Raw genomic sequence first — 25,230 nt, 5'->3', positions numbered from 1 at the left:
CTAATTAAGAGTGTGATCTACTTCTATAAGTTTTCAGACGACAGGTGTAGGTTCTGATACACACTGTTGCACTTATCCACAAAACACGAAGATCCAACTGACCGCCAGTTATGGATAACCCCACACAAGACACACGTATCGCGGATTAGTCTGAAAATCGGATAAAACCATGCTCATCAGCCAACTGAGGCAGATTCCCTTAGTGCCGCTAACCTCCGCGAGACAGCGGCAAGATCTCACACATATCAGCGCGCGGAGGGCAGACGACAACACACTTAATCCCCACACGCGCACCTATGTACCCACACGCCAGTTATCGACAGTACCGATCTGCGACAACGTCAGTCTGTGACAGGCTGGAGGCCCCGCAAGACGCCGTTGAAGGCTTCCGTTGAGGACGGATGCGTCCAGATGCCATCACGCAGATCAGCCACAGTGCCCCCCATACGCATACACAGGGCCACGATATTAATGAGCTCTTGAGAGTCCACACTATGCAGGGCTGCACCCAGGATCGCGTTGGAATCAGCATCCACGATGAACTTCATCATGCCTGCTGTCTTGCCCAAGATTTTCGGCCGAGGCATGACAGGAATCTTCGCCACTGGCGCCGAAGCAACCGCTACACGCACACCCGCCTTCAGGGCCTCGGCCTCGCTGATCCCGACAACGGACAGCGGCGGATCAATGAAAGCCGTCCACGGCACGGCCACACGATCTTGGCGGTTACGGCGTCCCTCCCCTATTAGGACATCACGGACAATGCGGTAATCATCGTAGGAAATATAGGTGAACTGCGGGCCGCCATTGACATCACCCACAGCAAAGATGTGCTCAACGGAGGTGCGCAGTTGGTCGTCCACGCGCACAAAACCACGTTCGTCGCAGTCAACGCCTGCAGCTTCGAGATTCAGCTCAGCTGTAGCGGGAACGCGGCCCACCGCGATAAGGACTGCATCGGTTTCAATGTCCCCCTCTGACGTGTGGACGCGCAGTGCCGAACCATCCTGGCTAATTGACTCCACGGCGGTGTTCATCCGAATCTGCACACCTGCGGCAGTGAGACTCTCTTCAACGGAGGTCGCCACGTCACGATCCACACGGCGGATGAACACCTCGCCCGGGTCAGTAACTGTCACCTGAGCACCAAAGTTGGCGAACATCGAGGCGAACTCCAGGCCAATGAAACCCGCGCCAACGATCAACAGGCGTGAGGGGAAGGGCTTGGCATGCTGGATGGTGGTCGAATCGTAGACGCCAGACAGGTCCGCTCCTGGAATTTCCAGGGCGCGCGGGATCGTCCCCGTGTTGATGACGATGGTGTCAGCGGTGATGTCCAGCTCTTCGCCGCCGTGGTCAGGCTCGACAGGGCTCACTCGAACAGTGTGAGGATCAACGAATGACGCCTGTCCGTCAAAGAGGGCGACCTTGCCGTCCAGCATGGCGTAGTTGGCGGCACGCAGAGCACTAATGAGCGTGTCGCGTTCGGCAACGGCAGCAGCGAAGTACTGGGCAGGGTCGTCGCTCTGGCGGCGTTCCTCTGCTGAGGTGACGAGGTCTTTCGTTGGCACGCAGCCCACGTTGATGCAGGTTCCGCCGTACATGCTAGAAGAACGCTCAACGAGGGCCACACGCTGGCCCTGTCTGGCGAGGTCTGCCGCGAGGCTCTTGCCTGCCTTACCCCACCCAAGGATGACAACATCGAAGTGCATAGGAAACCTTCCTGAAGAATGTGCTTCCTCCACCTTAATCGGTGGACCAGTTGAGGGCGCGCGCATTGTCCTTATCGGCTACTCGCGATGTTTCACCAGGGGCACAAGTGAAAAATTTCGCCTTGTTGTTTGCCAGACCAAAATCCGCTCTTACGAAGCTCTTCCATGGGCGACCACACGTTGCCCCCACCTAGGACGTCTTCGATGTATTTTTCTCGGGTGGTGAGGGGTCCCCGTTTTTAGGGCCATGTGTTGTTAGAGTGTGTGGGTTGTTTTCCATTGTTCCGCGTACTCTACTGGGGTGAGGTATCCCAGGGATGAGTGGCGGTGGTGGAGATTGTAGTCGCGGTGAAACTCGGTGATGGTGTGCCGCGCTTCAATCAGGTTAGCAAAATCGTGGCGCCTTAGGCACTCTCTTCTGCGGTGGTTGTTAAACGATTCGACGTATCCGTTATTCCAGGGCGTACCTGGCGGAATGTATGCCATCCCAATACGCTTCCCACACAGGCGTTGCAAGCGCTTGGAGATGAACTCAGGCCCATTATCCATCCTCAACACCCGTGGCACCCCGCGGGCAGCGAACACGGTGGTGAGAGCCTTGGCTAGTTGGTCAGCATCAATACTGCGCTCAACAATGTCCAGGAGAGATTCGCGGGTGAATTCATCAACCATGGACGCAATCTTGATCGGCCGCCCATCCCTGGTCACGTCGTATTGGAAGTCAATACTCCACACATGATTGGGCTCATTGGCTTTCACCACTGGCATGGTGGTTTTGCCGCGCCGTACTTGGCGGCGTGGGGTCTTGCGCGTCAGACCTTCTTCGCGCCATAAGCGTTGAACCTTCTTGAGGTTAATCTCCATCCCCACATCGTGAACCAGATACGCGTGAGCACGCCTAAACCCATGACACGGATGAGCAGTCGAATAGGCCCGGAGAGTGGCGCGTAGTTCCTGGTCGGGGTCTTGAGGTGTGTCCTTGACCTTAGCCCGTTGGAAGGTGCTACGAGCCATCCCCACAATCCGACAGGCACGCCTGATACTGTAACCCAGCACGTCAATCACACTGCGGATCGCCCGGCGTTGAAGATCCGGGCTCAGAATTTTCCCTTCGCAATCAACCTCAACGCATCAATCTCGAGCACCTGATCAGCGACAATGCGCTTGAGGCGTGCGATCTCGTCTTTCATCTGCACATACTCCGCAGCCTCGTCACTGCTCATCTGACCGAAACGTTTACGCCAGTTGTACAAAGTCGCCGTAGACACCTCAAGATCAGCGGCTACTTCCTCAGTCGACAAGCCTTGAGCGGTTAGCTCAGCATCGCGTTCCAACAAACGCACAATCGCCGTCACAGAATGACGCTTACCAGAAGCCATGTAAATCAGTCCCTCCAACAGGTGCCAACACACGTCAGCACCACTACTAGGACTCTAACAACCACTGGACCTAAAAACAGGGGTCAGCCCAAGACGATACCGGCAAGAATGAGCAAGTAGTTACGGTTGACGGTAAGGTCTTTATATAACACGGCGTTCATTATTTTTCCCCTTTGATGGTGTAGATCATGATGTCTTCGATCGTCGGCCTACCAACCTGACAACCGGGGGGAACAGCCTCGGCACGCACGATCAACTCTTGACCGAACTCATGTCGACGTCTCCCGAGAATTTGGCTGCTGTCAATGTGGTCGGCTTGCGCATTGGTCAGCGATGCTAGTCGCCAAGAATCAAGAAGCTCATCCTTTTGCTCAATGAACTTCATCTGGCCATCATGCATGAATGCAACATAATCAGCCGCTTTATCAATGTCAGAGACAATGTGAGATGAAAAGAGGCTCTTCCGATTTAAGGGTGTAGGTGGGGTTTGAATCCGCCTGTTTCTAGTAGGCTGCGGATGATGTAGTTGGTCAGGTTGCGAAAGCCCAGAGCGGTGCCGCGTAGGTGTTCGAGACGACCGTTGATGGCTTCGGTGGGACTGTTACTGGTCTTGGGGTGGTCGAAGTAGGCCAGGATGTCAGTGGCGCGTTTCTTTAGTGTTCGTCCCAGGGTTTTGATTTCTTTAAGGACCTCGGGCACGTCTTTGCAGATCGCGGTGATGAGGTCTTGCATGAGTTGCTTGCCTTTGGCCCTGTCGGGATGGCGGTAGGCGGCCACCATCTTCTGGTATATCCCCCAGGTCACCTCAACTTGGGCATGGTCATCGTTGGCAAACAGCGTCTCTAGACGCTTGTGCTGGACAGGGGTGAGCAGGTCGATGCCGGTGTGTAGGGTGCGGCGGGCCTTATACAAGGGATCAGTTGATCGCCCACGGCGTGCGTGGAGTTCTTGTTGAACACGCCGCCGACACTGGTCAAGCGCATCTCCTGCTAGTTTGACGACATGGAAGGGATCTAGCACGGCCCTGGCCTGGGGTAATTCCTCACTCGCGGCAGTTTTGAACCCGGTGAAACCGTCCATGGCCACCACTTCAACGCCCCGACGCCAGGCTTGATCGCGTTCGCTTAGCCAATTCTTGAAAGCTTGTTTGGAACGCCCCTGGATCATGTCCAGCAGCCGGGCCGGGCCAGTACCGTCCCTGACCGGGGTCAAATCGATGATGACAGTGACGTACTTGTCTCCTTTGCGTGTATGACGCCAGACATGCTCATCCACGCCAATAACTCTCACACCGTCAAACCGGGCCGGGTTATTGATCAAGACCTCCAGGCCCTCAGCCACTACAGCGTCGTTAGCGGTATCCCAAGCCACCCCTAGCCCCTGGGCGAGGCTAGCTATGCTCAAGTGCTTGCACACAACCGCTTCCAACGCCCATCGCGCCGCCCGTCTGGACAGGAGTGCTTTGGGGGCTGCTGCTGACTCCATATTCTGTCGCCACACATGCCCACACTCCCGACAGCGGTACCTACGCAGCCGTACCAACAAACTGGTAGGACGCCACCCAAAAGGCACATGCACAAGCCTTCGCGTCACACTGTCGCGTACTAGTCCTTGGCAGCCACACCTCCTGCACCAGTTATCCGGCTCTACCACGCGGCATTCGAGCACTGCTCGCTCAGGCTCAACACACTGGCCGGTAACAATGAGCCCAAGGCCGTCCAAACCAGCAAAAGTAGTCAAATCAGGCTCAATGAAGGTAGCGTTGGACATGTTGAGGTCTTCCCGTTGGGTGCTGTGTTAACTCCCATCATCGGAAGACCTCAACGCCTATCCACACACCAACACCCCCGCACTAGCTCACACCCACCCACACCCTCATTTGGGAAGAGCCTGAAAAGAGAATCGAGTGGGTAGGATCCTGGATAAACTCGAGCATAATATCGAGCACCTCGTCACGAACCACCGGATCAAGTCCACTTGTCGCTTCATCGAAGATCAATAGCTCGGCATTATGAGAAAGGGCTATCGCTAAGCCCAGTTTCATACGCATACCGCGAGAGAGCTCACTCACTTTCTTCGTTGCCGAAAGGTTAAAGCGCTGGCAGTATTCGCCAAAGGCCCGTTCATCCCAATTCCTGTACAGCCGTTGACCAAACTTCGCAGCATTAGCGACTGTGAAGACGCTCGGAAGACTAATATCGTCAAAGACCACGCCGATTCGTTCACGTGGAGCTGAATTACTAGGAGTGGCAGGTTCACCAAGTACATTGACCTGTCCAGCGTCTGGGGTTAACAATCCAAGGATTAGCCGGATAGTTGTGGACTTTCCTGCACCATTTTCGCCAACAAGACCAACAATTGCCCCTCGGGGAACATGAAGGTCAATCGGGCCGAGAGTGAAGTCAGGGTAAGATTTTACGAGTCCGATGATATCGATACTATTCATCTTCAACTCCTAATAAATCGATCAGATCTTTCAAGTCGGCGGCGGTTAAGCCCGCCGCCGCAGCTGAATCCAGTGCAGCTTGCAGGTACTGCTCCACTTGGCGACGATATTCCTCTTTCAACAGCTCAGTAGTCTTCGACGCCACATAACTACCCCGGCCCTGCATTGAATCGATGAAGCCTTCAAGCTCCAACTCGTCATAGGCGCGCTTCGTCGTTATCACAGACACTCGCAATTGTGCTGCCAACCGACGAATCGACGGCATCTTTTCACCAGGATTAAGTTGACCGTTAATAATCGCAGCCTTGATCTGATCCTTGATCTGAGCATAAATCGGCTGCGAGCTCGCATTGCTCACTACGATATCCATCCACACCTCCTACTGTTCATAGTGTATATGAACAGTAGGGTTTTAGGAAGAGGAGAATCATCATTGCCCACCACTCTCCTGCCCACGTAGGACTTCACAGAGGCGAGCTGCTTTGAAGTGAGTCACGCAGCCTGAACTCGAAGGTCACTTGGCCCATAGTGGTGCCCCAGTGCGCTCATGGATGATAAATACCATTCATGAGCACCAAGAGTCCGCAGGTAGCATGGCTCCAAGTCGTGAGCGAGTTGATGATGAACAAGAACCTCATCGACTGTGATGTGCGACTATATCGGGTGCTCATCAATCGCCCCATGATTGCCATGGAAGGCAGCGTGAAAGTGGGGATCCAGGACGGGTTTTAGTCAGCGCCGCGCTTATGGCTCGATGCTACGAACGATCCGAAAACCTAGGTCTTCTGCGGCAAAGTTTGGGAAACTCTTTCGTCTCGATGTCGCTCCACACGCCCGTGCTTCACTCAAATAGCTGCCACCTCTAAACACTCGATAGTTCCCGTATCTATCTGTGTCGTAGAGGTCGAAACACCATTCCCAAACGTTTCCGATCATGTCAAAGAGACCAAATTGGTTTGGGAGCTTGGCAGCAACCTCATGCAACTCACCGTCTGAGTTATCTTCGTGCCATGCGATCTCGTCAAGCTCACCGTATCGATAGCCAGTCGTCATCCCTCTGCATGCAAATTGCCATTCCGCATCAGTTGGCAGACGAAAGCCCCGACTACCAGCACGAATATCAACGTCGTCTGGTTTGTCTCCGATTACGTAGACGGGGTCGAACCCGGCCAACTCTGACAAGTGATTGCAAAAAATGACCGAGTCGATCCAACTAATGTTCACCACGGGAGCAGAAGTTGCTGCATCACTAGCGCTCTCCCCCATCACGCTGCAGTAGAGCTCATTTGTCACTGGGGTGCTCAACATCGCGAATGAGGCAAGCTCAATCTGACACTCACGCACCACCTTTGCTTTGTGTGTGCCAGGCATAGCCATTAGATAGTTCGAACTAATCCACTTTTGTGGGTCGACGAAGTCTCTCACCAATTCGATGCCTGCAGGAACAACAACCATGCTGGCTTCAACATGCTCGACAATGCTCATTTGAACTTCCAACCCGACATCCAGTGGCTGCTCACTTTTAGATCATGCTCCCAGCGACTCTCAAACCTTCTTGATCCAGCCATCTTTGCACGCAGCCAGCAGGAAAAGTAGCCTTTACGAGCAGTCAGGGCTTCACTACGGAGTGAAGTACGAAATAAAAAACTACCTTCGTGAAGGTACATCACAAAGGTAGTCCTAATGGTGGAGCTAAGGGGATTCGAACCCCTGACCTCTTCCATGCCATGGAAGCGCGCTACCAACTGCGCCATAGCCCCGTATTCTTTTCATCCCGGAACCTCTGCCTTCGCGTCGTTCCCGGCGACTAGAAAAGAATAGCGTGCTCGCAGTGGAGATTCCAAATCGGCACGGTGTGCGGGTCACCACACTACCTTCTTCAGGCTCTCCCACCGGCAAAACACGAGCTCACGCAGGCTTAGCGCAGCGCCTGCGGCTCAAGGTGACGCACAGGCACATCCCCCCAGAGTTTTTCGAGCGCGTAGTATTCCCGGTCCTCATCGATCAGGACATGAACAACCAGATCTCCGTAGTCAACAAGTATCCAGCGCCCCTCTGTGCGGCCTTCAATGCGTGCAGGACGCATGTGGAGCTTGAGTGCGACCTCGTCCATGATATTTTCAGCGATAGCGCGCACTTGGCGGTCTGTTGGCGCTGAGGCAACAAAGAAAGCATCAGCAAGAGCCATACGGTCCCCCACTTCAATGAGGACGGGGGCGGTAGCAATCTTGTCGCTGGCGGCTTTCGTGACAGTGTCAATCAGTTCGGCCAGTTGAGTATCACGGGTCATAGGATCCACCTCAGGGTTAGTCATTTCTGCGTGTTCCTTTCATAGTCTGTCACTGTGCTTCGCTGCTCGTCTCAGGAGAGAATGAGGAAAGAACGCCCAACTCAAAAATGACCTAAGACACAAGTCCCGCCCGTCGTCCCTAAGTCCCGTCCGGCAGGGGTTTTTCTAGGACGTGTGGCCCCTTCTCGCGCAGGAGCCCTCACCGTCGACAGTCGGGCACAGCAGATTACGAACGATAGAGAGCGTGCTTATTGATGTATTGCACAACGCCGTCAGGAACGAGGTACCACACGGGCTTACCGTGGCGCACCCGCTCCCGACAATCCGTGGAAGAAATTGCCATAGCCGGCACCTCCATCAACGACACTGCCGATGACGGCAAACCGGAGGCATCCAGATGATGCCCCGGCCGAGTCACGCCAATGAAGTGCGCCATCTCTAAAAGCTCGTCAGCCTGCTTCCATTGGGTGATCTGTGCCAGCGCATCAGCACCGGTAATAAAGAAGAAGTCGGCGTTGGGAATCTGCTCGTGCAGATCCTTCACGGTATCGATGGTGTAGGTCGTGCCTCCGCGGTCAATATCCACCCGAGACACCTCGAAACGAGGGTTCGAAGCGGTGGCGACGACCGTCATCAGGTAGCGGTCCTCCGCAGGAGCTACACGTCGGCCAGCTTTGAAGGGTTGAAGCGCGGCGGGCACGAAGATCACCTTATCGAGGCCAAAGACATCCATCACCTCAGAGGCTGCAACAAGGTGCCCGTGATGGATGGGATCAAAGGTGCCACCCATAATGCCAATCGCTGGCCGACGCGATAACTCTGTCATGGACGAATATCCCCGTCTCCCTCGATAATCCACGTCGTGGTGGTCAGCTCTTCTAAGCCCATGGGACCGCGCGCGTGGAGCTTCTGTGTCGAGATGCCGATCTCTGCGCCCAGACCGAGTTGTCCTCCATCAGTGAAACGGGTGGAAGCATTAATCGCAATGGCTGCTGAATCCAGCTCTGCGCGGAAACGTCGTGCAGAATGGGTTGAGCGCGTGCAGATCGCTTCAGTGTGCCCCGAGGACCACTTACGGATGTGGTCAATGGCCTCATCAATGGAAGGCACAACACGCACAGCAAGATCCAAAGAGAGGTATTCGGTTCCCCAGTCCTCCTCAGTGGCTGCCACGATCCGCACAGAATCCACACCCTCAACCGTGGCCATAATGTCACGGGTCTTGTCACAGGCGTGGATCGTAACACCAGCCTCCGTCAGTGCACGCACAGCCGCGGGGAGGAACGCGTCGGCACTGTCAGCATGAACAAGAAGAGTCTCGGCTGCATTACACACGCCCACGCGCTGAGTCTTGGCGTTCATCACAATACGCTCAGCGGCAGCAAGGTCAGCGCCGGCATCAACGTAGATGTGGCAGTTACCCGTGCCGGTTTCGATGACAGGCACAAGGGATTCCTCAACAACGGTACGGATCAGGCCCGCGCCGCCTCGTGGGATAAGGACATCAATACCGCCTCGTGCGCGCATCATCGCCCGAGCACCGGCCCTCCCCCACGGGTCAACCGTGCTGACAAGACCAGCCGGCAGCCCCTGCGATTCAAGGGCGGCGCGCATGACAGCGACGATCGCTTCATTCGACTTTTCTGCTGCTGATCCACCGCGAAGAATAACAGCGCTACCTGCCTTCAGAGCCAGGGCTGCAGCGTCAATGGTGACATTCGGGCGAGCCTCGTAGATCATGCCGACAACGCCCATGGGAACACTCACCTGAGTGACACTTAAACCGTCAGCCGTGACGGTGCCTCTCACGACGCGTCCCACCGGATCAGGCAGGGCAATGACCTCGCGCACGGCGGCGGCAATGGATTCCAGACGGGGCAGGTCGAGGGCGAGGCGGTCAAGTAGCCCTTCGCTCATACCGGCTGCCCGCTCGCGTTCCATGTCCTGCCCGTTAGCCGCGATAATCGTGTCAGCCTTGTCGATAATTGCCTGCGCGATAGCTTCAAGCGCCTCATTCTTTACGCGGGTAGTGGCCGTCGCAAAGCTGCGTGCGGCGGCGCGGGCGGCCTGCGTGAGGGCAGAAATATCAGCGTAGTCTGCGGGTGCGCCTGAAGAAGCGGTGATGGCAGCGTCAGTGGTACTCATGGCCCCATAATCGCACATTTGCGCCAGGTCACGCAGATGGAGTCCAACCCGCCGCTGCGGCTCTCCCTCGCCGCTGGCGCGCTGTGATTAGGTGTTTGAGGCGGGGAAAGCCAGATCGTCGCGGTGAATAATCGGACGAGGATTCGCCCATCCCATCGCCACGAGGTCCTCCGCACTCAGGCCACACATGGCAGCGGTAGTATCAGAATCAACAGAGACAATACCGCGGGCAATAATGCGACCATTCGGGGCCGTCACGTCAACGACGTCCCCTGCAGCGAAGTCGCCGCGCACGCGCTCAATACCGGCTGCCAGAAGGGACTTTTTACTCTCAACGAGGGCGGTGACGGCGCCCTCGTCAATCTTGAGTTCACCACCCGAAGGGGCAGCGTGAGCGATCCACAGGGTGCGCGAGGCAGGGCGCGTCGCGGAGGGCGCGAACCATGTGCCGACCTTCTCCCCCGCGAGCACCTGAGCGAGCTTGTCAGCGCTGGTGAGCATGACGCCAATACCCGAGGAGGTCGCCATCGACGCGGCCTGAACCTTCGTCACCATGCCACCCGAGCCAATCTTCGTCCCCGACCCGGCGACCTTCACAGCCTCCAGTTCATCAATGCTCGCCACGTGGGTGATGAGCTCAGCCGTCGGGTCAGACGGGGGTGCCGTGTAGAGGCCATCGACGTCGGTCAGCAAGACGAGGGCGTCCGCCGCGACAATCTGGGCCACATAGGAAGCCAAACGGTCGTTATCACCAAAGCGCAGCTCGCGCGTGGCGACGGTGTCATTCTCGTTAATGATGGGGATAACCCCATAATGCAGGAGCTTTTCCAGGGACTGACGCACGTTCGTGTAGTGGTCACGACGCATGACGTCATCGGTGGTGAGCAGCACCTGGGCGACGTGATGGTGATGGGACTGGAAAGCAGCCGACCACTGGGCAACGAGCAGGCCCTGCCCCATAGCGGCGCAGGCCTGGATGGAGGCCAGATCCTTCGGGCGGGCACTCAGGCGCAGGGGGCCAAGACCCGCAGCGACAGCGCCGGAAGAGACGATAATGATCTCGCCACCCATGGCGCGCCACTGGGCGGCCAGGCGGGCCACCACATCAATTCGATTCAGGTCCAGGCCGCCGTCAGGGCGAGTCAGGGACGATGATCCAATTTTGACGACAATACGCTTCGCGTCGGTCATGCCCGATGTGGTGACGTCCACCTGTGTGTCCTCTACTACTTTCAGCTATCGGAGGGGTCAGTCCACACGCCAGCGGAGCGTTCGGTCCAGAGCTCATCACGAGCCGCTGCCTTGGCGTCCATAGCGTCGTGGTAGCGTTCCTTGCGCGCCTTGCGGGTGGGGCGCGCAGACTGGTCGATACGCAGGTCAGAGCCGCGCTGGCCAAGCAGCTCGGGGCCGGTGGACAGCGTGGGTTCAAAGTCGAAGAGCACGCCGGATTCAATATCGCCAATGACCACGGCATCGCCTGCGACAGCACCCGCCTTCATTAGCTCATCCTCCACACCTGCAGCAGCCAGGCGGTCAGCGAGGTAGCCAATCGCTTCATCATTGGTGAAGTCGGTTTGCTTCACCCAGCGTTCGGGCTTCTCACCGCGAACCTGGAACAGGGGTTCGCCGTCTTGCTCGTAACGGGTGACGGTGATCTCTTGACGTGATCCCACAGCCTTGGGGCGAATAATCTGGCGGGTGCGCTCCACGGCAGGCAGGCTCGCACGGTGTTCCTCGACCATGCGGGCCAGGGTGAAGGACAGTTCCTTCAGGCCCTCGTGTGAGACGGCGGAGACCATGTGGATGGGCCAGCCAAACTCGGTGAGTTCTTCTTGCATGAACTCAGCCAGTTCACGCCCGTCAGGCACGTCAATCTTGTTGAGGACGATGACGCGGGGACGTTCCATGAGGGGAATGTAGCCGTCGACCTCACCCAGGTCACCTTCGTAGGCGGCAAGCTCGGCCTCAATGGTGCGCAGATCGGAGAGTGGGTCGCGGTCGGCCTCGTAGGTGGCCGTGTCAAGAATGTGAACGATGACCGCGCAGCGTTCAATGTGGCGCAGGAAGTCCAGGCCCAAACCCTTGCCCTGTGCGGCGCCGGGGATGAGGCCAGGCACGTCGGCAATGGTATAGCGCGTGTCGCCTGCCTGCACAACACCCAGGTTCGGAATGAGCGTCGTGAAAGGATAGTCAGCAATCTTGGGACGCGCGGCCGACATTGCGGCGATCATCGAAGATTTTCCAGCAGACGGGTATCCCACGAGGGCGACGTCAGCAACAGACTTGAGTTCAAGGACGACGTCTCGTTCTTCGCCCGGTTCACCCAGCAGCGCGAAACCGGGGGCTTTTCGGGCTTTGGATGCGAGGGCGGCATTGCCAAGGCCGCCGCGTCCGCCCTGGGCGACAATGAAGCGGGTTCCAGCGCCCGTGAGGTCCGCAAGCAGTTCACCGCTGGTGTCCTTGACCACGGTGCCATCTGGAACGGGCAGGATAATGTCCTTGCCGTTGCGGCCCTGACGGAAGTCACCCATGCCTTGCGTGCCGTTGCTCGCACGCTGGTGGGGGCTGCGGTGATAGGTGAGCAGCGTGGTGACATTGGGGTCAACCTCAAGGATGACAGAGCCGCCGTTACCGCCGTCACCGCCGTCGGGCCCGCCCAGGGGCTTGAATTTTTCGCGGCGCACGGAGGCGACGCCATGTCCGCCATTACCGCCTGCGGCATGCAATGTCACTCGGTCAACGAAGTGTGGCATGGGGTCCTCCTCGGGGGGACTGCTCTTGGGTCGGGGCCTGCGCTGGCAGGGGAAATGCTACTAGCCGGTTTTAAAAGGAAGTGGCGTCCGGCAGATTGCCGAACGCCACCTCTTAAGCGGTCAGGCTCAGGCCTGAACCGGCTCAACGATGTTGACGACCTTGCGGTCGCGACGGGTGCCGAACTCGACGGCACCGGCGCGCAGTGCGAAGAGGGTGTCATCCTTACCGCGGCCCACACCATCACCGGGGTGGAAGTGGGTGCCACGCTGACGGACGAGGATTTCACCTGCGTTGACGACCTGGCCAGCGAAACGCTTCACACCCAGACGCTGGGCGTTCGAGTCGCGGCCGTTGCGGGAGGAGCCGAGGCCCTTCTTATGTGCCATGCTGAATGACTCTTTCTATCTCGAACGGGTGTGAGGCTCAGGCGATCGAGGTGATCTTGACGACCGACATCTTCTGACGGTGGCCCTGGCGCTTGCGGTAGCCCGACTTGTTCTTGTACTTGATGATGGAGATCTTGGGACCCTTGGCGGAGTCGATGACCTCAGCCTTGACGGTGACCTTCTCCAGGCCAGCCTTGTCAACGGTGACGGCATCGCCATCAACCAGCATCAGGGGCTGGAGTTCGATGCTGGCACCAATTTCTTCTGCCAGCTTGTCGACGACGACGACGTCACCGACGGACACCTTTTCCTGTCGGCCGCCGGCCTTGACGATCGCGTAGACCACGTTAAAGCTCATCTCTGTTCATACGTTCGGAGCAGGAGGTTATTCCATGAGCCCGTGGGGCCCTCAATGGAACAACGAATCCTGTTGGCGCCTGTGTGCGCCGACGATCAAATCTAGCGGATATCCCCCATGCCAGGCAAGCCGAAGGGGGTTATCCAGGGGTGAAATGCGTGTGATCTTCCACGCCCCCACCGTTTACGAGACACGCCGCCGGAAAAGGTAGACCATCCCAGCAGAGTGTCCCTCACCGGATGCTACCCGGCGTCGATAACGCCCGTGGAGACCACTCGGCGGCGGCGCTTCGGAGCGCGGGTCACGCCCTCCTCAACGGCCTGAGCGGGTGCAGGCGCTTCCTCGACAGTGGTAGTGCGACGAAAGTTCGCGCGGGTTCGCGAGCTACGCGCAGGCTTCTCCTGCGCAGCGGAAGGTGTCTGAGCAGGCTGGGCACCCCCGAGGCCCGGGTCCACAACATCCGTGCTCACAGCGCGGCGGCGCTTCCGTGCAGGAGGCTGAGCCGAAGCTTCCTCCCCACGCTGGGGCAGCTCAATGGCATCCACCGTCAAGGGACGCTCAACAGGAGCCGGGCTTTCCTCAACGCGCTGCACCGGGGCGGGCAGCTCAATGAGGGAGTGGGCGGCGCTGCGTTGAGGCTCGACAACGTCGGTGCTGACGACGCGGCGACGGCGCGAGCCTCGTGCGGGAGTACCCGTGGATGCCCCAGCCTTGGGGGCGGCCTCACGAGCTGCGGACTTCTTCGCGCGAGGGGATGCGGGAGCCTCAGCAGAGGGTGCCGGATCACCAGCCGCGTCCTCCACCGTTTGATCAGCGGCCTTCACGGCAGCCTTGTCGGCGGCCCTGCGGGTGGTCTTTCCTGCCTTCTTAGTGCCCTTCTCGGCGCCCTTGGTGGCCGCTGCGTGAGCGGCCTCGTCAGCACCGGCCGCACTCGCCTCGTTCTCGAGGTCCACTGCGGCCTTCGGAGCGTCAGCCTGAGGAGACTCAGCTTGAGGAGCGTCCGCCTTCGCCTTAGCCCTACGGCCACGGCCCTTTATCTCGGCAGGAGCTGCGGGCTCATTCTCCGCTCCCTCCACGCCTGGACGATCAGTGGCGGAGTCAGCCTCGTCGGCGGGAGCCTCGTCCTTCGCGCCGGAAGCGGCGGCATGAATCGCACTCAGGGCCTCACGGGCACGCTCACGGGTCGCACTGTCCTCTTCGAGGCGACGCGGTTCCTCAGCCTGGGCCTTCTTCTTACGCTGCTTGGGGGTGGGTTCGCCGGGCACCTGATGCTCCACCGGGTCGTGGTGGACGATGAAACCCTTACCTTCGCAGGTCGAGCAGGTCGTGGAGAAGGCTTCGACGAGGCCCTCGCCCACACGCTTACGCGTCATCTGCACCAAGCCCAGGGAGGTAATCTCCGTGACCTGGTGGCGCGTGCGGTCACGGCCCAAGCACTCCACCAGGCGTCGCAACACCAGGTCGCGGTTTTGCTCAAGCACCATGTCGACGAAGTCGATAATGACGATGCCACCAATGTCGCGCAGGCGCAGCTGGCGGACGATCTCTTCGGCTGCTTCAAGGTTATTGCGCGTCACGGTCTCTTCCAGGGTGCCGCCAGCACCAATGAACTTACCGGTGTTGACGTCAATAACCGTCATCGCCTCAGTGCGGTCGATCACCAGGGTGCCGCCCGAAGGCAGCCAGACCTTACGGTCCATCCCCTTGGCGAGTTGCTCATCCACACGATGCGCGGCGAACACGTCCTCGGTACCGACCCACTGTTCCACACGACTGGAGAGCTCAGGGGAAAGCTCGTCAACGTATTCCTTAATGGTGTGGTAGGTGTCGCGGCCTTCGATCACCAGGGAGGTGAAGTCCTCATTGAAGATGTCACGCACCACACGCACGGCCAGCTCAGGCTCACCGCGCAGCAGGACGGGGGCAGACTTCGAGGAATTCTGCTTCTTCTCAATGTCCGACCACTGTTTCACCAGGCGCGCGACATCATCATTCAACTGCTCCTCGGTGGCGCCTTCCGCAGCGGTGCGGACAATGACGCCGCTACCGGAGGGGACGACCTTCTTGAGGATCTTCTTCAGGCGAGTGCGCTCAGTGTCGGGCAGTTTGCGGGAAATCCCCATCATCGAGCCGCCGGGAATGAGCACCAGATAGCGGCCGGCCAGGGTGATCTGGCTGGTCAGGCGCGCGCCCTTATGTCCAATAGGGTCCTTAGTCACCTGAACGAGGACGGAATCCCCTGAATTCAGTGCCGACTCAATGCGACGCGGGCGGCCCTCCAGGCCGACAGCATCCCAGTTGACTTCACCGGCGTAGAGGACGGCGTTACGTCCGCGACCGATATCCACGAAAGCTGCTTCCATGGAGGGCAGGACGTTCTGGACGCGGCCAAGGTAGATATTGCCCACCATCGACTGCTGGGTGCGGCGAGCGACATAGTGCTCAACCAGCAGGTCGTCTTCGATAATCGCAATCTGATCGAGGCCGTCGCGGTGGCGGATGACCATCTTGCGGTTGACGGACTCGCGGCGTGCAAGGAATTCAGATTCCGTGATGACGTGGCGGCGGCGGCCTTCCTTACGGCCCTCCCGGCGTCGCTGCTTCTTGGCCTCCAGACGGGTTGAGCCCTTGAGGGCCTTGACCTCATCACTGGCTTCAGCCTCTTCAGCGGTAGTGCGGGTGCGACGGCGACGACGACGACGGCTCGTGCCCTCCGCTTCCTCCTCAGCCTCGTCAGTGGCGGTAGGCTCCTCTGATGCAGTGTCCTCAGCGGCAGCCTCAACAGGCGTGTCTTCGTCAGCGCTGCGGCGAGACTTGCGGGTCTTGCGCACCCGCTTCGGGGCTTCGTCCTCGGGCTTTTCTTCAGCCGTGTCGGAGGGAGCCTCCTTCGGCTCCTTCACCTTGCGGGCGCGGGTACGCTGCTTGCGTGCGGGAGCCTCATCGGCATCCTCGTCTGCGTAGGAGGGGCGCTCCGCTGCGGGAATGAACGCGGGAGCAGCTTGAAAGGTGGGTTCCTGGAACGTGGGCGCTTGGAACAGCAGTGAAGCTGCCGGGGTGCCCAGGAAGTCCTGGGTGTCGTGCGGGGTGGTCACGGTTCTCCAAATATAGAGGGGTCGCACACCCAACCTCTCCGGTTGTGCTCGCCCCCGTTACGGGGCGGAAGTCCATGCGGCGCACGCCTTAAGCGTGACGGTGACGGGAGTCAGGACAATAATCACTGGATTCTCGACGTCGCACCGTGGCTGCGGAGGTGTGTCCACAGCGGCCGTTCTTAATCCCCTATTCTTCCACAGGTTGCCCAGAAAGTGCACAGGCACATCGGCGACTGAGAAGATCGAGGCGCCCGCCGCGCCGCCCTCGTCCACCCCCATCAGCGCACCACCGCACGGCCGCGAAAACCCCTGCCTCGTGCCCACCGCTCCCGCCTCGATTCGCGGATGCCGCTTCGTGCGCAGATGACAGAATTGCGCGTTTTCTCAAGAAAAAAGAGAGCAACCTGACACGCGCGCGCAAGTATGTCACGAAATCAGAAAGACCCGCCCTATTAACTGTTCTCCGGATAGGACTTTGGACTAGGCTTCTTGACAAGATGTCAGGATGATAGATCCCCTCTGTCCCCTGGCGTTGTCCTTGTCCACCCATCATCCGGAAAGGCGAGCACATGGAACTCGTTCCGGCAGCGCTTGATGCGCTGACGCTGGGGCGTTGGCAGTTCGGTATCACCACCGTCTACCACTTTATCCTCGTCCCACTGACCATCGGCTTGTCGCTGCTGGTTGCGATCATGCAAACCATCTGGCATAAGACCGGCAAGCAAGAATGGCTCCAAGCAACCCGCTTCTTTGGCAAGTTGCTCCTTATTAACTTCGCACTCGGCGTTGCCACCGGTATCGTGCAGGAGTTCCAGTTCGGCATGAACTGGTCCGAATACTCCCGCTTCGTTGGCGACATCTTCGGCGCCCCCCTGGCCGTCGAAGCCCTCCTGGCCTTCTTCCTTGAGTCCACCTTCCTGGGCCTGTGGATCTTCGGTTGGGGTCGCCTGCCCAAGGCCATGCACCTGGCTTCCATCTGGCTCGTCGCCATTGGCACCTCCGTTTCCGCACTCTGGATCCTCGGCGCCAACTCCTGGATGCAGCACCCTGTCGGCGCTGTCTTCAACCCTGAGACCGGCCGCGCCGAACTTGATGGCGTCAACGGCTTCCTCCAGGTTGTCCTCAACCCCGTCCTCTTCTGGGAGTTCACCCACGTCATCACCTCCGCATGGATGGTGGCAGGCACCTTCGTTGCCGGCCTGGCTATCTGGTGGATGACCCGCGCAGCCCGGGAAGGCGGCGAAGCTGGCATGAAGGAAGCCCGCGAAATCTGGCGTCCCCTCGCCAAGTTCGGCCTCATTGCCACCATCATCGGCGGCCTGGGCACCGCAGGCACCGGCCACTTCCAGGGCCAGGAACTCGTTGAGATCCAGCCCATGAAGATGGCTGCCGCTGAAGGTATCTGCGTCGACACTGCAGGCGCAGCCTTCACCGTCGCTCAGTTCGGCGAATGCCCCCTGGACGGTTCCTACGAGCCCACCAAGTTCATCCAGATCCCCGGCGTTGCCGCCTTCATGTCCCACGATGACTTCAACGCCACCGTCGCCGGTGTCGCTGACGAGCAGGCACGCATGGTCGAACTGCTCAACAGCAACGAGGACTTCGTCAACACCTACGGTGACGCCTCCAAGTACGACTTCCGTCCCCCGCAGATGGCGACCTTCTGGTCCTTCCGCCTGATGATCGGTTTCGGAGGCTTCTCCGCACTGCTGGCCGTCTGGGCCCTGTGGGCAATGCGTAAGGGCGCGGTACCGACCTCGTCGCTGCTCGGCAAGTTCGCCATCCTCACCATCCCGATGCCCTTCGTTGCCGCCTCCTTCGGCTGGATCTTCACCGAAATGGGCCGCCAGCCCTGGGTTGTTCACCCTAACCTCAACGCCCTGGCCAATGGCGACCCCGTCGCATCGGTCCTGATGATGACCGACATTGCTGTCTCCACCCACGTCCCCGCCTGGCAGATCCTCTTCACGATGATCGCCTTCACCGTCCTCTACGGCATCCTGGGCGTGATCTGGTTCAAGCTCATCAAGCGCTACGCACTTGAGGGTATTCACGTGTCCACCGATAACAAGGGTGATGACTCCGCCAAGGGCGGCGCTCTCACCTTTGGCTACTGAGAGAAGGAGACACTCTGATGACTCTGGGCATCCTGTGGTTCATCCTCATCGCCGTCCTGTGGACCGGTTACCTCGTCCTTGAAGGCTTCGACTTCGGTGTGGGTATGCTCCTGCCCGTCGTCGCCAAGGACGACCGCGAACGCACCCAAGCAACCCGCACCATTGGCCCCCACTGGGATGGCAATGAGGTGTGGCTGCTCACCGCTGGCGGCGCAACCTTCGCGGCATTCCCCGAATGGTACGCCACCATGTTCTCAGGCATGTACCTGGCTCTCTTCGTGATCCTGGTCCTGCTCATCCTGCGTATCTCGGCCCTCGAATGGCGTTCCAAGATCGCCACCGCAAAGTGGCGTTCCACCTGGGACACCATGCACACCGCCGCCGCCTACGGCGTGCCCCTGCTGCTTGGTGTTGCCTTCGCCAACCTCGTTCAGGGCATGCAGATCGAGGTCGTTGACCGTGCTGGCCAGGTTGTGGCACCCGCTGAGGTTGCCGCCAACCTCAACAACGCTGCACACCAGCTCACCGGCGGCTTCTTCTCCCTCCTGACCCCCTTCACCCTGGTGGGTGGTCTGGTTGTTGTCGCCATCTGCTTCGCCCACGGCGCGCAGTTCCTCGCTCTCAAGACCGAGGGCGCCGTCCGCAAGCGTTCCAACGACATTGCTCCCGCAGCCTCCATCGTTGCCACCGTTTTGGCAGCCGTGTGGGTCCTGTGGGGTCAGCTGGCCTACTCCGAGAACCTCCTTGCGTGGATCCCCCTCGTGATCGCCGCTCTGTCCCTCATCGCCTCGGCTGCCTTCTCTCAGAAGGCCATGCGCTCCGAGGGCAAGGCCTTCACCTTCTCGGCACTGGCAATTGCCTCTGCCGTTGCCTGGATCTTCTCCGCGATGGCTCCTGCCGTCATGAAGTCCAGCATCGACCCGGCATACTCGCTCACCATTGAGCAGGCCTCCTCCACCTCCTCGACCCTGACCGTGATGACCGTCGTCGCCGTGTGCTTCGTGCCCGTCGTCCTGGCCTACACCGTCTGGTCCTACTGGGTGTTCCGTCACCGCGTGTCGGTCAACGATGTTGACACCAACGCCGGTCTTCTTCCCACGAAGATCCGCCTCGGTCACAACTTCCTGACCAGCACCGACGCCTGATCCTCCGATCAGACCTCAACACGGGGGCGTGGCTGACACTGTCAGCCACGCCCCCGTGTTTTCTCCGCCCGCACCCCATGACACGTGTAGGCATGCCTGTGAAAAAACAGGCACAATTGGACGGTGCGTCCTTTTGATCCCCGATTGCTCCGCTATGCCCACTCGGCCCGGCGGCACATCATCGCCATCTCGGCCATAGGTTTCCTCACCGCCGCCCTGGTCATCGCCCAAGCCCTCGTCATTTCAGCGGCGGTCTCCCCCGTCGTCACCGGACATGCCACGCTCAGTGATGTCACGCATTGGCTCCTCATCCTTGTCGCCATTGTCCTCGTGCGCGGTGGCCTCGTGGCCCTGCGTGAAGCAATGGGGCACCGCGCTGCCGAACAGGCCATCGGGGAACTGCGCGACGCCCTCGTCCGTAAAGCTGAAGCTCTTGGCCCGCGCTGGCGTGCGCGCAACGGCGCCGAGGCCGCCACGCTCATCAGCCGCGGGCTGGACGACCTCGCCCCCTACTTCGTGAAATTCCTGCCCCAACTGGTGCTCGTGTCCACGGTGACGCCCCTGGCCCTGTTCACCATCCTCCTCCTGGACTTCTGGTCGGCCCTCATTGCGGCGCTGACGATCCCACTGATCCCCATCTTTATGATCCTCATTGGGCGTTTCACTCAGGATTCGACGGCCATTAAGCTCGCCGCCATGGAACGCCTCGGTGCGCAACTCCTTGACCTCATGTCGGGACTGCCCACCCTGCGCGCTCTCGGCCGCGAAAAGGGTCCCAACGCGCACCTTAAAGACCTGGGTTCTGCCAATACGAAGGCCACTATGGCCACCTTGCGGATCGCCTTCCTGTCGGGTGGCGCACTGGAATTCCTCGCGACCCTCTCCGTGGCTCTCGTGGCCGTAGAGGTCGGTATGCGCCTCGTGGGCGGATCCGTCAGCCTCGTGACCGGCCTGGCCGTCATCATGCTCGCCCCGGAGGTCTTCGAACCCCTCCGCCAGGTGGGCGCTCAATTCCACGCCTCCGCCAATGGTGTGGCCGCAGCGAACGCGGCCTTCGCCATTTTGGAGCAGGACGAGGCTCCCCGCAGCGCCACCCCCGCACCCAGCCTCGCTCAGTGCCGCATCGACTGTGTGGACCTGAGCGTCGCCGCCCGCGGAGCCTGGGCGCCCCGCAATCTCCATGCGAGCATCGAGCCTGGAACCATCGTCGCCCTCCAGGGAGACTCCGGCTCCGGTAAGACCACCACGGCCATGTGTTTGCTCGCCCTGGAGCGCCCGACGGAGGGTCGCATTCTCCTGCGCAGTGCAGACGGCAGTATTGACCTGGCCGACGTTGCCCCGGAATCCTTCTGGGAGCAGGTCATGTGGATTCCCCAGTCCCCCACTCTTGTTGCGGGCACGCTGCGTGATAACCTGCCCTCGGCCAGCGATGAGGAGCTCGCCCACGCGGCCCAGATGACGACCTTTGACGAGGTCCTCGCCGCACTACCCCAGGGCTGGGAGACCCGCATTGGAAGCGGTGGCCTGGGCCTGTCCGTTGGCCAGCGTCAACGCCTTGCCCTCATGGAAGCCTTCCTCGCCCACGCCCCCCTGGTGGTGTTGGACGAGCCCACCGCACACCTGGATGCCCTGTCTGAAGAGGCCGTCACCCGCGCTGTTGCAGCTCTCAAGGAGGCTGGCTCCACGGTGGTCGTCATTGCTCACCGCAGCGCTATGCTGGCCCTGGCCGACCAGGTGATCCCAGTTCGTCGCGCAGTGGCAAGCCCGAAGGACATTGAGCGCTACCCGATCCTCACCCCCGTTGACACTCTTGACTCCCTCGAGGTCACCCTGCCTAGCTTCCTTGACGATGCCCTGCTGGAAGAACCCGCTGAGGACACTCCCCCTTCCGCTGTCCAGGCTCCCACTGCTCCCCTGAGGGAGGAACAATGACCCTTTTCCTCACCCCCACTGAACGTAGGGCCCTCGGGCGTGTCCTAAACCTCCTTGACGTTGACCGCAGGGGTTTTGCCCTCTCGGTCCTCCTGGGCGTCGTCGGCTTGGGCTCTTCTATTGCGCTAGCAGCGACCTCGGCGTGGCTCATTGCCCGCGCCTCCCAGCATCCGCCGGTGCTCTACCTGACGGTGGCCGCCACCTCTGTGCGCATGTTTGGTGTGCTGCGTGCCCTCATGCGCTACCTGCAGCGCCTGGCCAGCCACAAGGTAGCGCTGGCGGGGATGGACTCCCTTCGCTACTCGCTCTACAGCATCCTCGCTCATGGCCCCGTCAATCGTGTGGCTCAACTTCAACGCGGCGACCTGTTGGCCCGCACCGGCGCCGATGTTGATGCCGTTGGTGATTTCGTCGTCAAGGCCCTGCTTCCCACGGTTGTTGCGACCCTTGTCGGGGCTGGCACCGTCGTGGGGATCAGCCTCATCTCCCCCGCTGCTGGCCTCATCCTGGCCCTGTGCCTGCTGGTGTCCGGCGTTGTCGCGCCGCTCATCACCATGCGTAGCTCCCGCATTGCTGAACTCTCCACGCAGGAGGCCCGCACCCGTATGTCGGAAACGGTGCTGAGCGTCATGGAGGGCGCCTCCGAATTGGCGATCTCAGGCAAGCTCCCCCGTGTTCACGCCCAGCTGGCCGCGCAGGAGGCGGAGATTAATCGCGCGACACGCGCTGCTGGGCAGGTTGCCGGTGTGGCCGCCGGGATTGACCGCGTGGCCATGGGCATGGCTGTGGTGGGTGCGCTCCTCGTGGGTATTCCAGACACTGTAGGCGGTCAGATCGCTGCCGTGTCCCTCGCGGTCCTCGCCCTGACCCCCCTTGCGGCCTTTGAGGGCACCGCTGAGCTCGCCCCCGCCGCCGTGCAGCTGGTGCGTTCAGCGGGTGCTGCCGTGCGTATCGATGAACTCCTGGGCGAGGATGACCTCATCGCCACCCACCCGATCCCGGACACTCCGGGCGGCCCTGTTCTGGAGGCCCGAGACCTGGCCATCGGCTGGCCGGGCGGCCCGCTTGTCGCCGAGGGAATCTCCCTGCGCTTGGCCCCAGGCTCCGCCATCGCCATCGTTGGTCCCTCCGGCGTGGGCAAGACAACCCTGCTCTTCACCCTCGCTGGCATGATTCCCCCGCGCGCGGGGTCCCTCACCATTGATGGCGTGGACGTGTGGGGGGCCGAGCGTGAGGCCATGACGGAGCGCCTGACCATGACCGCCGAGGACGCCCACGTCTTTGCCACCACCGTCATTGAGAACCTTCGTGTTGCCAATCCCTCCTTGGACGAGGCTGACGCCCGGGAGCTCCTGCGCTCGGTAGGCTTGGCCCAGTGGGTGGCAGAGCTCCCCTCCGGTTTGGAGACCCTGCTGGGGTCGGGTGGCACCACTGTTTCTGGCGGCGAGCGACGCCGCCTGCTCATGGCTCGCGCCTTGGCGGCACCCTCTCCCCTGCTGGTCTTGGATGAGGCTAGTGAGCACCTGGATCCGCAGATGGCTGATGCGCTCATGCGCTCTCTCTTTGAGCGCAGCCGCACGGATGAGCGAGGAATCCTCATTGTCTCCCATCGCCTGTCCGCCCTGGATGCTGCCGACACTGTGATGGTTTTTGCGCCCGGCGAGGAGGGCCAGCCCGCGCGGGTGAGCGATGCGGGCACGCATGACGAACTCTACGAGCGTTCAGCGGCGTACCGTTGGGCGCGAGAACAGGAGGCATAATGGCACCCGACCGCACGGATTACCGCCTGCTTGAAGCCGCCCTTGACCTCACCTCCAATCTGCAGGTGTCGGCGGCGCTGCAAAACTTCGTTCAGCAAGCTTGCCGCCTGACCCGAGCTCGGCGCGGCGCCCTCGTTGTCCTGGATACCTGGGGTGGGACCGCTGACCTCATTGAGCACGTCATTCCCGACGCGGGAGCACTCTCTCCCCTGCCGATCGACCCGACGCTGGTGCGTTCAATCCCCACCGATGGCGCGTTCATTGCCAATACGGTGACACACACCGCCGGGTATGCTCCTATTGCGAACTTCCTGGGTGTGCCCGTACCCCTGCACGATCAGGTCTATGGTCTGCTCTACCTCACCGATAAGCTCGGTGGTTTCGATGAGACCGATATTTCCCTCATCAGTGCCCTGGCCAATGCGGTGGGTGTGGCCGTGGAGAACGCCCAGTTGTATTCACAGGCTCGCACCCGCGAACGCTGGATTGCTGCCTCGCAGTCGCTGACGACCACGATGTTGGAGGGCGCTGACGAGGAAGAAGCCCTGGAGCTCATCGCCCAGACCGTGCGCGCTGTGGCGGACGCCGACACGGCGATTATTGTCCTGCCCTCCGTGGGCGACACCTGGGCTGCGGAGATCACGGACGGCTACCATGCCGACCGCCTGCTTGGCTTGGTTTTCCCTCCCGAGGGGCGCGCCATGTCGGTGCTCAACGAGGGGACGGGCATGATCGTGGATTCGATGGCGCGGGCTCAGACAATGCGTCTCAAGCAGCTCAGCGAGTTCGGACCTGCCCTATATGCGCCATTACGTTCGCGCGGCCAGTCCTCGGGTGTGCTCATCCTCTTCCGTAAGGCGGGGGCACCGGAGTTTGAGTCCTCGGACCTGCCCTTGGCTGAGTCCTTGGCCTCGCAAGCGACCCTGGCCTTGGAATTGGCCTCGGCCCGTCACGCCGAGGACGTTGCCGCCCTGCTCGATGAGCGCGACCGTATTGGCCGTGACCTGCATGATTTCGCGATTCAGCAGCTCTTTGCTGCCGGCATGCAGCTTGATGCCACGAAGCAGAGGGTCGCCAGTGGAGAGCTTGAGCGGGAGGGGATCATGGCCTCCCTCGATGAGTCTTTGGCCTCCGTTGACGAGGCTGTCCGCCAGATCCGTGCGATCGTCCACGACCTGCGTGAACCTGACAGGAGTGCGGGGCTGGTGGAGCGTATTCGCCGCGAAACCTCCCTGTCGCGCTCCTTCTTGGGCTTTGCTCCTTCCCTGGTGATTTCCTTGGATGAGCGCCTCATTAATGAGGTCGAGGAGGAAGAGGATGCTCTCATTGAGGATCTTCAGAATCGGATCGCACCCGATATCAGTGATGACATGGTCGCCATCGTGCGCGAGGGCCTGTCCAATATTGCCCGCCACGCGAAAGCCACCGCAGGGTCGGTCACTGTTGAGGTGCGTGGCATTTGCGGGGCTGGCTCGGTGAGTTGCCGCGTCGCTGATGACGGAGTGGGCATGGACCCCAATCGCACGCGCAATTCGGGCCTGGCCAATATGCAAGAAAGAGCCCGCCGTCACGGGGGTACCTTCCATCTCTCGGCGGGTATTGACGACAAGGGCACGCAGATTAACTGGCGTGTCCCCCTGACCTAAGTACTGCGGCTCCTGGCGAGGATAGGAGCCATGTGAACGTGCGGTGGGGGCGGAACTGTTGTTCCGCC

General features: G+C 60.3%; 22 protein-coding genes and 1 tRNA gene. 6 read left to right on the top strand and 17 right to left on the bottom strand.

Annotation, left to right across the window (positions count from 1 at the left end; genetic code table 11):
- Window positions 1-341 precede the first annotated feature (341 nt).
- The 7 genes from HWX48_RS01920 to HWX48_RS01890 form a co-directional block, all read right to left on the bottom strand.
- Entirely contained in the window at window positions 342-1,712 is a 1,371-nt protein-coding gene (locus HWX48_RS01920) for an FAD-dependent oxidoreductase (RefSeq protein ID WP_175954095.1), read from the bottom strand.
- A 255-nt stretch (window positions 1,713-1,967) separates the two neighbouring features.
- Window positions 1,968-2,777: an IS3 family transposase gene (locus tag HWX48_RS01915; RefSeq protein WP_217701571.1), complete on the bottom strand. Its 810-nt coding sequence runs from the start codon at window positions 2,775-2,777 to the stop codon at window positions 1,968-1,970.
- Between the two features lie 32 nt (window positions 2,778-2,809).
- The gene (locus HWX48_RS01910; RefSeq protein WP_175954091.1) at window positions 2,810-3,091 is read right to left on the bottom strand and encodes a transposase; all 282 of its coding nucleotides are present in this window, start codon (window positions 3,089-3,091) and stop codon (window positions 2,810-2,812) included.
- Window positions 3,092-3,251: 160 nt separating this feature from the next.
- Window positions 3,252-3,476: a hypothetical protein gene (locus tag HWX48_RS01905; protein WP_175954089.1), complete on the bottom strand. Its 225-nt coding sequence runs from the start codon at window positions 3,474-3,476 to the stop codon at window positions 3,252-3,254.
- An 83-nt stretch (window positions 3,477-3,559) separates the two neighbouring features.
- On the bottom strand, window positions 3,560-4,861 hold the full coding sequence (locus tag HWX48_RS01900) for an ISL3 family transposase (protein ID WP_175954087.1): 1,302 nt from the start codon (window positions 4,859-4,861) through the stop codon (window positions 3,560-3,562).
- An 82-nt stretch (window positions 4,862-4,943) separates the two neighbouring features.
- On the bottom strand, window positions 4,944-5,537 hold the full coding sequence (locus tag HWX48_RS01895) for an ABC transporter ATP-binding protein (protein WP_175954085.1): 594 nt from the start codon (window positions 5,535-5,537) through the stop codon (window positions 4,944-4,946).
- On the bottom strand, window positions 5,530-5,907 hold the full coding sequence (locus HWX48_RS01890) for a GntR family transcriptional regulator (RefSeq protein WP_124867842.1): 378 nt from the start codon (window positions 5,905-5,907) through the stop codon (window positions 5,530-5,532). The genes HWX48_RS01895 and HWX48_RS01890 overlap by 8 nt, the downstream gene beginning before the upstream one ends.
- Window positions 5,908-6,104: 197 nt before the next feature.
- On the opposite strand from HWX48_RS01890, the gene HWX48_RS01885 reads away from it, so the two are divergent.
- Entirely contained in the window at window positions 6,105-6,269 is a 165-nt protein-coding gene (locus tag HWX48_RS01885) for a hypothetical protein (RefSeq protein ID WP_175954083.1), read from the top strand.
- A gap of 12 nt (window positions 6,270-6,281) precedes the next feature.
- Here the strand turns inward: HWX48_RS01885 and HWX48_RS01880 are convergent, their stop codons facing one another.
- The 10 genes from HWX48_RS01880 to HWX48_RS01835 all read right to left on the bottom strand — a co-directional run bounded on the left by HWX48_RS01880 (window position 6,282) and on the right by HWX48_RS01835 (window position 16,562).
- Window positions 6,282-7,022, bottom strand: a complete 741-nt coding sequence (locus HWX48_RS01880; RefSeq protein WP_175954082.1) for an SUMF1/EgtB/PvdO family nonheme iron enzyme — start codon at window positions 7,020-7,022, stop codon at window positions 6,282-6,284.
- 199 nt (window positions 7,023-7,221) lie between these two features.
- Window positions 7,222-7,297 (bottom strand) — tRNA-Ala (locus HWX48_RS01875).
- A gap of 158 nt (window positions 7,298-7,455) precedes the next feature.
- Complete coding sequence (rsfS, locus tag HWX48_RS01870) at window positions 7,456-7,827, bottom strand: ribosome silencing factor (protein ID WP_175954080.1); 372 nt, start codon at window positions 7,825-7,827, stop codon at window positions 7,456-7,458.
- A 226-nt stretch (window positions 7,828-8,053) separates the two neighbouring features.
- Window positions 8,054-8,653 (bottom strand): nicotinate-nucleotide adenylyltransferase, encoded by a 600-nt coding sequence (nadD, locus tag HWX48_RS01865; protein WP_175954078.1) that lies wholly within the window; start codon window positions 8,651-8,653, stop codon window positions 8,054-8,056.
- Window positions 8,650-9,972 carry a glutamate-5-semialdehyde dehydrogenase gene (locus tag HWX48_RS01860; RefSeq protein WP_175954076.1) on the bottom strand — a complete coding sequence of 441 codons (1,323 nt, stop codon included), beginning with the start codon at window positions 9,970-9,972 and terminating at the stop codon, window positions 8,650-8,652. The genes nadD and HWX48_RS01860 overlap by 4 nt, the downstream gene beginning before the upstream one ends.
- Window positions 9,973-10,059: 87 nt before the next feature.
- On the bottom strand, window positions 10,060-11,163 hold the full coding sequence (gene proB / locus HWX48_RS01855) for a glutamate 5-kinase (protein ID WP_175954355.1): 1,104 nt from the start codon (window positions 11,161-11,163) through the stop codon (window positions 10,060-10,062).
- Between the two features lie 41 nt (window positions 11,164-11,204).
- Window positions 11,205-12,725, bottom strand: coding sequence for a GTPase ObgE (obgE, locus tag HWX48_RS01850; protein ID WP_175954074.1), 1,521 nt, complete (start codon window positions 12,723-12,725; stop codon window positions 11,205-11,207).
- Between the two features lie 126 nt (window positions 12,726-12,851).
- On the bottom strand, window positions 12,852-13,112 hold the full coding sequence (gene rpmA / locus HWX48_RS01845; protein WP_124867854.1) for a 50S ribosomal protein L27: 261 nt from the start codon (window positions 13,110-13,112) through the stop codon (window positions 12,852-12,854).
- A gap of 37 nt (window positions 13,113-13,149) precedes the next feature.
- The gene (gene rplU / locus HWX48_RS01840) at window positions 13,150-13,470 is read right to left on the bottom strand and encodes a 50S ribosomal protein L21 (protein ID WP_124867856.1); all 321 of its coding nucleotides are present in this window, start codon (window positions 13,468-13,470) and stop codon (window positions 13,150-13,152) included.
- 242 nt (window positions 13,471-13,712) lie between these two features.
- Window positions 13,713-16,562 carry an Rne/Rng family ribonuclease gene (locus HWX48_RS01835; protein WP_254872912.1) on the bottom strand — a complete coding sequence of 950 codons (2,850 nt, stop codon included), beginning with the start codon at window positions 16,560-16,562 and terminating at the stop codon, window positions 13,713-13,715.
- Between the two features lie 569 nt (window positions 16,563-17,131).
- Here HWX48_RS01835 and HWX48_RS01830 point away from each other — a divergent pair.
- The 5 genes from HWX48_RS01830 (at window position 17,132) to HWX48_RS01810 (ending at window position 25,162) form a co-directional block, all read left to right on the top strand.
- Entirely contained in the window at window positions 17,132-18,679 is a 1,548-nt protein-coding gene (locus HWX48_RS01830) for a cytochrome ubiquinol oxidase subunit I (RefSeq protein WP_175954070.1), read from the top strand.
- A 17-nt stretch (window positions 18,680-18,696) separates the two neighbouring features.
- Complete coding sequence (cydB, locus tag HWX48_RS01825; protein ID WP_175954068.1) at window positions 18,697-19,824, top strand: cytochrome d ubiquinol oxidase subunit II; 1,128 nt, start codon at window positions 18,697-18,699, stop codon at window positions 19,822-19,824.
- A 123-nt stretch (window positions 19,825-19,947) separates the two neighbouring features.
- Window positions 19,948-21,756, top strand: a complete 1,809-nt coding sequence (gene cydD, locus HWX48_RS01820; RefSeq protein WP_175954066.1) for a thiol reductant ABC exporter subunit CydD — start codon at window positions 19,948-19,950, stop codon at window positions 21,754-21,756.
- Entirely contained in the window at window positions 21,753-23,516 is a 1,764-nt protein-coding gene (gene cydC, locus HWX48_RS01815; RefSeq protein ID WP_175954064.1) for a thiol reductant ABC exporter subunit CydC, read from the top strand. The genes cydD and cydC overlap by 4 nt, the downstream gene beginning before the upstream one ends.
- Window positions 23,516-25,162, top strand: coding sequence for a GAF domain-containing sensor histidine kinase (locus tag HWX48_RS01810; RefSeq protein ID WP_175954062.1), 1,647 nt, complete (start codon window positions 23,516-23,518; stop codon window positions 25,160-25,162). The genes cydC and HWX48_RS01810 overlap by 1 nt, the downstream gene beginning before the upstream one ends.
- Window positions 25,163-25,230: the final 68 nt, after the last annotated feature.

The organism is Schaalia sp. Marseille-Q2122, from assembly GCF_903645355.1.
Lineage (GTDB): Bacteria > Actinomycetota > Actinomycetes > Actinomycetales > Actinomycetaceae > Pauljensenia.
The sequence above is the reverse complement of the archived record's forward strand: the minus strand, read 5'-3'. Positions and strand labels throughout refer to the sequence as shown.